7 protein-coding genes and 1 pseudogene are annotated in these 10,657 nt (G+C 74.7%); 6 read left to right on the top strand and 2 right to left on the bottom strand.

Annotation, left to right across the window (positions count from 1 at the left end; genetic code table 11):
- Positions 1-225: 225 nt before the first annotated feature.
- A complete protein-coding gene (locus tag ACFXGA_RS37760) occupies positions 226-633 on the bottom strand; it encodes a four-helix bundle copper-binding protein (protein ID WP_378097176.1) in 408 nt (135 codons plus the stop codon).
- A gap of 42 nt (positions 634-675) precedes the next feature.
- A complete protein-coding gene (locus ACFXGA_RS37755) occupies positions 676-1,293 on the bottom strand; it encodes a flavodoxin family protein (RefSeq protein WP_378097174.1) in 618 nt (205 codons plus the stop codon).
- Positions 1,294-1,587: 294 nt separating this feature from the next.
- Between ACFXGA_RS37755 and ACFXGA_RS37750 the strand changes: the two genes are divergently transcribed.
- The 6 genes and pseudogenes from ACFXGA_RS37750 to ACFXGA_RS37725 all read left to right on the top strand — a co-directional run.
- On the top strand, positions 1,588-4,995 hold the full coding sequence (locus tag ACFXGA_RS37750) for a LamG-like jellyroll fold domain-containing protein (protein ID WP_378097171.1): 3,408 nt from the start codon (positions 1,588-1,590) through the stop codon (positions 4,993-4,995).
- 61 nt (positions 4,996-5,056) lie between these two features.
- Positions 5,057-5,503 carry an Hsp20/alpha crystallin family protein gene (locus tag ACFXGA_RS37745; RefSeq protein WP_378097169.1) on the top strand — a complete coding sequence of 149 codons (447 nt, stop codon included), beginning with the start codon at positions 5,057-5,059 and terminating at the stop codon, positions 5,501-5,503.
- Positions 5,504-5,594: 91 nt separating this feature from the next.
- On the top strand, positions 5,595-6,104 hold the full coding sequence (locus tag ACFXGA_RS37740; RefSeq protein WP_378097166.1) for a general stress protein: 510 nt from the start codon (positions 5,595-5,597) through the stop codon (positions 6,102-6,104).
- A gap of 335 nt (positions 6,105-6,439) precedes the next feature.
- Positions 6,440-7,561: an MEDS domain-containing protein gene (locus tag ACFXGA_RS37735; protein WP_378097163.1), complete on the top strand. Its 1,122-nt coding sequence runs from the start codon at positions 6,440-6,442 to the stop codon at positions 7,559-7,561.
- The gene (locus ACFXGA_RS37730) at positions 7,558-8,520 is read left to right on the top strand and encodes an anti-sigma factor RsbA family regulatory protein (RefSeq protein ID WP_378097160.1); all 963 of its coding nucleotides are present in this window, start codon (positions 7,558-7,560) and stop codon (positions 8,518-8,520) included. Before ACFXGA_RS37735 ends, ACFXGA_RS37730 begins: the two co-directional genes overlap by 4 nt.
- 311 nt (positions 8,521-8,831) lie before the next feature.
- A pseudogene (locus ACFXGA_RS37725) lies at positions 8,832-10,657 on the top strand (hypothetical protein); the annotation flags it as partial.

The following is a 10,657-nucleotide window of genomic DNA, read 5'->3' as shown; positions in this document are numbered from 1 at the left end:
CCACGACGGCCACCGCCACGGCCACCCCCGCACGCGACCGCTCAGCCCACGACGGCCACCGCCACGGCCACCCCCGCACGCGACCGCTCAGCCCACGACGGCCACCGCCACGGCCACCCCCGCACGCGACCGCTCAGCCCACGACGGCCACCGCCACGGCCACCCCCGCACGCGACCGCTCAGCCCACGACGGCCACCGCCACGGCCACCCCCGCACGCGACCGCTCAGCCCATGGCGGCCAGCAGGTCCCGGCACGCCCGCTCGCACGCCCGGCACGCCTCGGCGCACACCCGGCAGTGCTCGTGCATGGTCGCGTGGGCCTCGCACTCGTCACCGCACGCCCGGCACGCCATGGCGCACGCCTCCAGCAGCGACCGGGTGATGTTCGCGTCGTACCCGGTGTGCCGCGACAGCACCCGCGCGGTCGTGCCGCAGATGTCGGCGCAGTCCATGTTCGTGCGGACGCACTTGGTCAGCTCCGCCACCGAACTCTCGCTCAGGCACGCGTCCGCGCACGCCGTGCACGCCTCGGCGCACGCGAGCAGCGCGTCGATCGCCCCGGCCAGCTTCCGCCGGTCCAGGTTGATCTCCGCCGGGTAGGTCTCCAACATCGGCATCGTCGTCGTGGTCACGCCGATCGCTCCTCACGTCGTGGCGGTTGGGGTGGCCCGGTCTCACCCGACCGGCGGGTACTCGGCCTGCTTGAGCAGCCGCGCCAGGTGCGCGGCGTTGCTCGCCAACTTCTTGTTGGTCGCGGCCACGGGGTCCGGCGTCCGCTCCAGGTCGATGTAGTCCTTGGGGTTCATCGCCTCGGAGTTCCAGTACGTGCCGCCGCTGGCCGGGATGGTGAAGCCGACGTCGTCGAGCGCCTGGAAGCAGTCGGCGATGATCTTGTGCGCGCCGTCCTCGTTGCCGACCACCGCCACCACCGCCACCTTGCCGTAGGTGAGCAGGCGGCCCTCGTCGTCGGTCTCGGACAGCTCGGCGTCCAACCGCTCCATCACCCGTTGGGCGACGCTGGACGGGTGTCCCACCCACGTGGGCGTGGCGAGCACGAGGATGTCGGCGGCCAGCAGCCGCTCCCGGATCGCGGGCCACTCGTCACCCTCGCCCATGTCGGTCCGCACGCCGGGGCGCACGTCGTGGTCCACGACCCGGACCAGGTCGCCCCGGACCCCGTGGGCGGCCAGCTCGTCCAGCACCTGACGGGCGATCTTGTCCGTGCTCGACGGCTCGGGTGACGGCTTCAGCGAACAGGTCAGCGCGAGCGCGGTCAGCGGGGTGTCAGCCATAGGCCAGACCTACCCACGCACCGCGACCTCAACCGTCCCGGCCCGGTGAAGCCCCGACCGGCCGTCCGGACGATGCCGCCGTCCGGCTCCCCTCACGTCGCCGCGCACGTCGTCGGGCGGCGGCGGCGACGGCTTCGAGTCACCGCCGCCATGGTTCGAACCTTTGTCCGCGGTTGAGCGGTTCGCCTCTGAGAGCGCTCCCATATTGGCGCTTGTTGTTGTCTTTTGCTGAGGTCTGTGGATAGATGAGCGGCGTTGTGATGGGCCTCATAGTCGAGCCCGAGGAGACCGTTCATGCCCCCTGCCGCCCGCCGGCTGTCCGCCCTGTTCCTCGCACTCCTGCTCACCCCCGTCCTCGCCCTGCCCGCCACCGCCGCCGCGCCGCCCGCGCACGGCCTGAAGGGCGAGTACTTCCGGATGTCCGCACCCGGCGCCCGCGACTTCGCCGAGCCCGGCGGCGCCACGCTCGACCCGAACATCGACTTCGCCGACCTGACCGGCACGTTCCAGCAGCTCACCGGCCGCACCGAGCACACGACGGCCCGGTGGACCGGCAGCCTCACCGCACCGGCCACCGGCGACTACACCTTCCACGCCATCGGCGACAACGGCTTCCGCCTGTTCCTCGACGGCGTGCCGGTCATCGACCACTGGGTCGGCGACTGGGACGTCGAGCAGCACAGCGCCCCGGTCCGCCTGGTCGCGGGCGAGCCGCACGACTTCCGGATGGAGCTGTTCCAGGACGTCGGCGGCGCGAACCTGCGGCTGCGCTGGTCCACGCCGACGCTGGCCAAGCAGGTGGTGCCGGAGACCGCGTTCCTCCCGCCCGCCGACTTCCCGGTCTACCCCGTCGGGCTGACCGTGTCGCCGGACGGCCGGGCGCTGGAGGCCGCGTTCGACCGGCCGGTCGACCGGCTCGGCGACCTGCGCGCGCACCTCAAGGTCGAGGTGGACACCGTGCCGTTCCCGATCGAGTCCGCCGCCGTCGACCGCCGTGACCGCACCAGGGTCGTGGTGAAGCTCGGCGCGACCGTCCAGGAACCGCAGCGCGTCCGGGTCACCTACGACGGCGACGGCGGCCTGGTCGTCGGCGGCGAGACCGTGCCGCAGGTCATCCGCACCGCGACCAACAACTCCACCCGGCGGCTCAAGACCGAGTGGGGCGAGAAGGTCGACAGGAACAACCCGCTGCCGGAGTACCCGCGCCCGCAGCAGCGGCGCGACGACTGGCTGAACCTCAACGGCCAGTGGGAGTTCTCCGCCGCCACCGCCGGGCAGCAGCCGGTGTTCGGCCGCGCGCTGCCGGAGCGGATCACCGTGCCGTTCCCGGTGGAGTCCCAGCTGTCCGGGCTGGAGCGGCACGAGGACCACATGTTCTACCGCCGGCAGTTCGAGGTGCCGCGCGGCTGGCGGATCGGCCGCGACCAGCGGCTCAAGCTCAACTTCGGCGCGGTCGACCACCACGCCCGGGTCTGGGTGGACGGCACGCTCGTCGCCGAGCACACCGGCGGCTACACCGCGTTCACCGCCGACATCACCGACGCCCTGCGCGGCACGGGCAGGCACGAGCTGATCGTCGCCGTCACCGACACCACGGGCGACAACCAGCCGATCGGCAAGCAGTCGCGCAACCCCGGCGGCATCGTCTACACGCAGTCGTCCGGCATCTGGCAGACCGTGTGGCTGGAGCCCGTGCCGGACAAGGCGATCGACGACGTCAAGACCACACCGGACATCACCACGGGCACGCTCACCGTCCGGGTGTCGTCCTCGACGGCGTCGCCGAACGCCCGGGTCACCGCCACCGCGCGCGACCACCGCGGCAAGGAGGTCGGCACGGTCACCGGCGCGCCGAACACCGACCTGACCCTGCCGGTGCCCGACCCGCACCTGTGGAGCCCGGACGACCCGTACCTGTACGACCTCGACGTGTCGCTGCGCGACGGCCGCGCCAAGGACCGCGTCGCCGGCTACTTCGGCATGCGCTCGATCGGCGTGCAGACCGTCGCCGGGTTCCCGAAGCTCGTCCTCAACGGCAAGCCCGTGTTCTCGCTGGCCATGCTGGACCAGGGCTTCTGGCCGGACGGCCTGAACACCGCGCCCAGCGACGAGGCGCTGGCGTGGGACATCAAGGCGCAGAAGGACCTCGGGTTCAACGCGCTGCGCAAGCACATCAAGGTGGAGCCGGCCCGCTGGTACTACCACGCCGACCGGTTGGGCCTGCTGGTGTGGCAGGACTTCGTGAACGTCAACGTCACGGACGAGAGCGGGCGGCAGGCGTTCCTCACCGAGGGCAGGCGCGCCATGGAGCAGTTGCACGACTCGCCCGCGATCATCGGCTGGATCGTGTTCAACGAGGGCTGGGGCGAGTGGGACCGGGAGGAGACCGGCCGCATCGCCGAGTCGGTCAAGGCCGCCGACCCGTCCCGGGTCGTCAACGCGCACAGCGGCGTCAACTGCTGCGCCTCCAAGGGCGACTCCGGCAAGGGCGACGTGATCGACCACCACGACTACAACAACACCGACCCGGCGTGGCCGGACGCCACCCGCGTGGCGATGGACGGCGAGCACGGCGGGTTCACCCTGCGCACCCCCGGCCACCAGTGGCCCGGCGCGCCGGCCGTGATCTACAGCGGCGTGGCCGACAAGGCGGCGCTGACCGCCAAGTACGTGTCGAACACGGAGACGTTCTACCTCGACGCGGCCCGCGCGGAGCTGTCCGGGTCGGTCTACACGCAGATCACCGACGTGGAAACCGAGCTGAACGGCCTGTGGACCTACGACCGGCGCGAGATCAAGGTGGACCCCGGTCCCGTGCGGGAGGTCAACCGGCGGGTCGTCGCGGCCGGCGCGGCGGCGGCCGGGCGCACCTACGACGGCCAGGGCTCGTGGTCGCTCGACGGCAACGGCGACGACACCGCCGGCGCGCCGAACCCCGTGGCCCTGAGCGGGGACGCGGCCTGGACGACCGGCGTGCGCGGGCAGGCGCTCGCGTTCGACGGCTCCGGGGACTACGCCCAGACCGAGGGGCCGGTGCTCGACACCACCGGCTCGTACTCGGTGTCGGCGTGGGTGGCGCTGGACTCGCTGCCCGGCAACTACGCCACCGCCGTCAGCCAGGACGGGCGGCGCGTGGAGAACCCGTTCTACCTCCAGTACGGGCAGGGCAGGTGGGCGTTCAGCGTGCCCGGCGGCAGGCGGGCCACGCTGGCCGCCACCCCGGAGCCCGGCCGCTGGTACCACCTGGTCGGCGTGCGCGACGAGGCGGCCGGGGAGACCCGCCTGTACGTCGACGGCGTGCGGGCCGCCGCGATCCCGATCGGGCCGGACGAGGTGAGCACCGGGCCGCTGGCCATCGGGCGGGCCAGGTACGCGGGCGCGAACGTCGACTTCTGGCACGGCGAGGTCGACGAGGTCCGCGCCGTGAACCGCGCCCTGACCGACGCGGAGGTGGCGCAGCAGTACGCCGCCCCCGGGCCCGGCGGCGCCCCCCACACTAATGGGGGGGGGGGGGGGGGCCCCCCCCCCCGCCCCGCGCAGGCGCGCCGAGCGCGCGCGAGAGGGGCACTCCCCGCCCCCCCCCGGCCCCGGGGCCGCCCCCCCTCCGGCGGGGCCGGGGGGGGCCCCCCCCCCCCCCCCTTCGCGCACTTGAGCCGCGTGGGCTCAACTTCGGGAACACGGGAAGGCGCAAGTTCGTCATAAGAGGTGAGGGCGCGTTCCGGACGCGCCCCCGGAGGACGAAGACTCGTTGGGAGGAGGAGCCATGACGCTGCCAGCCGTGCGACCGTCCCGTTCGCCGGACCGGTGGGACCCGTTCCGGGAGTTCGAGGACCTCTACCGACAGCTCGGCCGCTGGATGGACACCGTGTCCGGTGGTCCGGACGGCGCGTGGTCGCCGTCGGCCGACGTGAGCGAGACCGAGGACGCCTACCTGGTGGAGGTCGAGCTGCCCGGTGTCCGGCGCGAGGACGTCGCCGTCGAGCTGGCCGGCGGTGAGCTGGCCATCAGCGGCGAGTTCAAGGAGAAGGAGCGGCAGGGCCTGTTCCGGCACCGCACCCGCCGCACCGGCCGGTTCGCCTACCGGGTGACGCTGCCGCGCGAGGTGGACGCCGACGCGGTCGCGGCCGAGCTGGCCGACGGGGTGCTCACGGTGCGGGTGCCCAAGGGCGAGGCGGCCAGGCCGCGACGCATCGCCATCACCGGCAGGTGATCCCGGGCGAGCCCTCGCGGGAGGGCTCGCCGGCCCACCCGCGCCACCGGCCACCGCCGGTGGCGACCCGACCGACGGAGGTGTCCCACCCATGACGTCCGCGACCCAGCTCCTGCACACCCGACCCGCCGACCTGCCGACGCCGCCCACGGGGTGGCCGATCGGCTCGTACGCCACCTACGCCGAAGCCCAGCGCGCCGTCGACCACCTGGCGGGCCGGGACTTCCCGGTGCACGAGGTCACCATCGTCGGCGTCGGGCCGATGATCGTCGAGCGGGTCGTCGGGCGGTTGACGTGGCGGCGCGTGCTGGCGGGCGGCGCGGCGTCCGGGGCGTGGTTCGGCCTGTTCGTCGGCCTGCTGCTCGGCCTGTTCAGCACCGGCCCGCTCCCGGTGCCGCTGTTGACCGGGCTGGTCACCGGCGTCTTCTTCGGCACGGCCTTCGCCGCGGCGGGGTACGCGTCGCTGCGGGGCAGGCGCGACTTCGCCTCCACGACGCAGCTCGTCGCCGGCCGCTACGACGTCCTGTGCGAACCGCGCCACGCCGAACTGGGCCGCGACCTGCTCGCCCGGCTCGCCCTGGCCGCGCCGTCCGGCCGCTGACGGCGCGGCGGCCGTCGCCACGCGATCGGCCACTGACCCGCCACCAACGGCGCGATCAGCCAAGCGGCGCGTCAGGCAAGCGGCGCGGTCGGCCACCAACGGCGCGGTCGGACACCGGCGCGTGACGCTCGTCCGCCGAGCGCGATCGGCCACGGCGGGTCGGCGGCACGGGCAGCGCGTTCGGCCGCGACGCGAACGCACGACTGGTCCGATCGGGCGGGCACGTGCGCTACCTTTGTGCCCGAGGGTGTTCAACAGCGCAGCATCCTGATCCCAGCTCCGCCACCGGTCTCGTGTCGGTCGTCCGGGGCACGGACGCGGTGAAGGGTGCACAGATGACGCGCGATCCGCACGATCGCGGTGCGCGGCCCGCCGCCGAGGCGCGGGGCCGGGCCGACGACGGGCACGACGCGGACCGGCACGAGTCCGCCGAACCCGGGACCGTCGCGTTGCGCCGCCGTCGCGACCGCCACACCGGACTCGCGAGCGGGACCGGGGCGCCCGGAACGGTGGGCAGGACCGAGGCGCACATCTCCGGCCCCCGCGGCGCGACCGAGGGGCACCCCAGCGGACCGGCGAACGGAACCGGTGCCCGCACTGCGAACCCGCGCCCCGCGGCACGCACGTCCGGCCTGGTGAACCGGCTCGACGGGCTCGGCCCGCACGACCACGTGTGCTGGCGGTACCCCGCGCCCGACGAGTTCCGCGCCCGCGTCCGCGAGTTCCTGGTCGACGGCCTCGCCCGCAACCTCCAGGTCTGGTACGTCGCCACCGGCTCGCCGGCCGACCTCCTCGAGGACCTGCGCGGGACCGCCGAACTCGCCGCGGGCCTGCGGACCGGCGCGGCGCGCGTCGTGTCGCTGGACGCCACGTACCCGGTGGGCGCGGTGCTCGACCCCGCCGCCCAGGTGCGCGCCTACGCCGAGGCCACCGGGGCGGCGCTGGCCGAGGGGCACGCCGGCCTGCGCGTCGCCGCCGACTGCACGCCGCTCGTGCGCACGCCGGAGCAGCTCGCGGCCTTCGCCCGCTACGAGAACGCGATCGACCACTACATGGCGGACCGGCCGTTCTCGGCCCTCTGCGCGTACTCCACCGAGGTGGGCGACGCGGCGTTCGGGCAGCTCGCCTGCATGCACCCGAGCGCCAACGACGCGCTGCCCGGCTTCCGGCTGCACGCGGCGGCCGGGGGCGCCGCCGTCCTGGGCGGCGAGCTGGACCCGACCAACAACGACCTGTTCGCCCTCGCGCTGGCGCGGTCCGAGCCGCACCTGCGCGACGGACTCCTGGAGGTGGACGGCCGGACGTTGGAGTTCATCGACCACCGCGCCCTGGCCCGACTGTCCGCGCACGCCGACGGCCTCGGGGCGACCGTCGTGCTGCGCACCTCGTGGCCGGGTGCGGCCACCCTGGTCGACCTGCTCGGCCTGTCCAACATCCGCGTGGAGAGTGCCGCGTGACCATCACCGACGTCCCGCCCCTGGGCGACTTCGTCCACCCGGCCGTGTTCTACGGCTCCGACCAGGAGTACCTGGACCTGCTCGTCCCGTTCGTCCTCGACGGGCTGGCGCACGGCCGGCCGGTGGCCGCGGCGGTGCCCGGGCCGAGGCTGGCGCTGCTGCGCGAGGCCCTCGGCGAGCGCGCCGCCGACGTGCTGCTGCTGGACATGTCGGTCGAGGGCCGCAACCCCGGCCGCATCATCCCTGCGGTGCTGCGCCGCTTCGCCGACAGCCACCCGGGCACGCACGTGCACATCATCGGCGAACCGATCTGGGCCGGCCGCAGCGACACCGAGTACCCGGCCTGCGCCCAGCACGAGGCGCTGATCAACCTGGCGTTCGCGGGGCGCGACCTCACCATCGCCTGCCCCTACGACACCGTCCGACTGGCCGACCACGTCCTGGCCGACGCCCTGGCGACGCACCCGCTGGTGTGGGACGCCACCCGGCGGTACGACAGCGAGCACTTCGCCCCCGACGTCGTCGTGGACCGCCACAACCGGCCCATCACCCCGACCCCGGACGCGACCGCGCTCGACGTCACCGCCACGACCGGGGTGCGCGAGGCCCGCCGGCTGGCCACCCGCGAGGCGGAACGCCACGGCCTGCCGGCGGAGCAGGTCGCCAACTTCGCGCTCATCACCACCGAGCTGGTGACGAACAGCCTCCGGCACACCGACGGCGGCTGCCGGCTGACCGTCTGGCGGGACGACCACCACGTCGTCTGCACCGTCGAGGACTCCGGCCGGCTGACCGACCCGCTCGCCGGCCGACGCCCGGCGGGTCCGGACCGCGAGGGCGGCCGGGGCCTGCTCGTGGTGAACATGCTGGCCGACCTCGTCCGCACCCACACCAGACCGGACGGCACCACCGTGCACGCCCTGGTGCGCCTGCCCGACGACGGCTCTCCGCGGCGGTAGGGCGGCAGGTCCAGGCCGGGGTACCCGCCGACGTCTCCTCGTTCCACCAGGGCCGGACGTCCGAGGCGGTCGATCTCCCCTGATCTCGGGCGGAGCGGGTGGTGCACCGAAAAGCCCGGGAGCGCCAGGGCCGCTCGGGCCACCCTCCGGCCGAGACCAAGGACTTTCGGGAAGTATCCCCGCCTCGGGCCCGCAACAGTTTCGCGAACGCTTGTGACCCCGTGATCGGCACCGCTACAACTGGTCGGCCGCCGGCTCGGTTCAGGAGGGGATCGCGCATGCGCTCGCTGAAACTCTTATTGCCCGCCTTGATGGCAGCGGCTCTCGCCACGCCCGTCGCGGCGACGGCCCACGCCGGACAGGCGGCCGAGCCGCCGCCGACGGGGTGGGCGGTCACCGGCTCGCGGCTGGCGTGGACGGCGCCCGCCCCGGTGCCGCCGGGCGGGGCTGAGGTGGAGTTCTGGGACGGCGACCGGTTCCTCGGTGTGCCGCGCCCGTCGGCCGACCTGCGCACGTACACCCTGGACGGGGCGGCGACCGCCGATCCCGAACGGCTCCAGGTGCGGGCGTCGGGCCGGCGGTTGGACGTCGAGGAGCCCGTGCCCCCGTCGACCGCGGTCGCCGCGACCCCGCCCGCGGCGCTGCCCGCCGGCGACACCGACCCCGGCACGCCCGGCCCGTTCGCCACGCGCACCGGCGAGTACGAACTCGACCCGATCACCGTGCCCGGGTACCCGGTGCCGCTGGAGATGCGGGGCGTGGTCGTCGCGCCGACCGACGCGCCGGGCAGGCGCCCGCTGGCCCTGTTCCTGCACGGCAGGCACATCACCTGCTACAACGGTCCCCAGGCCCTGCTGGAGTGGCCGTGCCCGGCGAACACCGAGCCGGTGCCGAGCCACCGCGGCTACCTCCAGGCGCAGCGGCTGCTCGCCTCACAGGGCTACGTCACGGTGTCCGTCTCGGCCAACGCCGTCAACGCCCACGACACCCTGGACCTCGAATCCGGCGCGGGCGCGCGGTCGGCGCTGGTCCGCGCGCACCTCGCGAAGTGGGCGGACTGGGCGGGGGCCGGTCGGCGGTCCGCGCCCGACGTGGTGCGCGCCGCACCCGTCGCCGACCTCGACAAGGTGCTCCTGGTCGGGCACTCGCGCGGCGGCGACGGCGTCAACCGGGCCGCGATCGACAGCCTCTCGCCCCCGCCGCCGGGCAGCGGCCACGACGGCCCGGTGCGCTGGACCATCAGGGGCGACGTGCTCATCGGCTCGACCATCTTCGGCCACAACCCGGCCCCGGACGTGCCGTCGGTGGCGATCCTGCCCGGCTGCGACGGCGACGTCTCCGACCTCCAGGGCCAGTTGACCGTGGACGCGACGCGCGGCGTGAGCCGGGGGGCCGCGTTGCACAGCGCGCTGTACTTCGTCGGCGCGAACCACAACTTCTTCAACACCGAGTGGACGCCCGGTCAGGCGGAAGCCCCGGCGAACGACGACTTCCGCGACACCTGGGTCGACGCGGTGTGCTCGCCGGGCACCGCCACCCGGCTCACGGCCGAGCAGCAGCAGACCGCGGGCGCGACCTACATCGCCGCGGCGGCACGGCTGTTCGTCGCGGGCGACCGCCGCGTGCTGCCGCTGCTGGACGGCTCCGGCGTCCGCGCGCCCTCGGCCGACCCCGCGCGCGTGCTCGCCCACGCGGTCGGCGGCGCGCGTTCCCCGTTCGTCGTGCCCGACGGCGCGACCTCCGCCGGCGGGTCGGCACAGGTCTGCGCGCAGGTGTCGGCCGACCCGGCCGCGGCGTGCGTCGAACCGGCCGCCACCCGCCCGTCACCGCACTTCGCCCGGCTCAGCCGCATCGTCCCGGAGCCCGGCCGGTTCGCCGTGGCGCTGCGGTGGACCGCCGAGGGGCAGGCCGCCACCGTGCGGCCGGGTGCGCCGGTGTCCCTGACCGGGGCACGGCACCTGGCGCTGCGGCTGATCGTGCCGCCGAACACCGCCGGCAACCGCTTCGCCGTGGCCGTCACCGACGCCGCCGGTCGCCGCGCCCGGCTCGGCACGGTGGCGCTGGGCCCCCGGGGCCCCCCGCACCGCACTACCCCCCCGGGGCGCCGGCGGGACCCGAGCCGCGGCACGCGGCCCGG

It is taken from the genome of Actinosynnema sp. NPDC059335 (assembly GCF_042752395.1).
Lineage (GTDB): Bacteria > Actinomycetota > Actinomycetes > Mycobacteriales > Pseudonocardiaceae > Actinosynnema.
This window is presented reverse-complemented; position numbering and strand designations above follow the sequence as displayed.

Excerpts from the sequence above, each read along its gene's own strand:
- ACFXGA_RS37735 (WP_378097163.1), top strand. The coding sequence starts at position 6,440 with ATGACGCGCGATCCGCACGATCGCGGTGCGCGGCCCGCCGCCGAGGCG.
- ACFXGA_RS37755 (WP_378097174.1), bottom strand. The coding sequence starts at position 1,293 with ATGGCTGACACCCCGCTGACCGCGCTCGCGCTGACCTGTTCGCTGAAG.
- ACFXGA_RS37740 (WP_378097166.1), top strand. The coding sequence starts at position 5,595 with ATGACGTCCGCGACCCAGCTCCTGCACACCCGACCCGCCGACCTGCCG.
- ACFXGA_RS37745 (WP_378097169.1), top strand. The coding sequence starts at position 5,057 with ATGACGCTGCCAGCCGTGCGACCGTCCCGTTCGCCGGACCGGTGGGAC.
- ACFXGA_RS37750 (WP_378097171.1), top strand. The coding sequence starts at position 1,588 with ATGCCCCCTGCCGCCCGCCGGCTGTCCGCCCTGTTCCTCGCACTCCTG.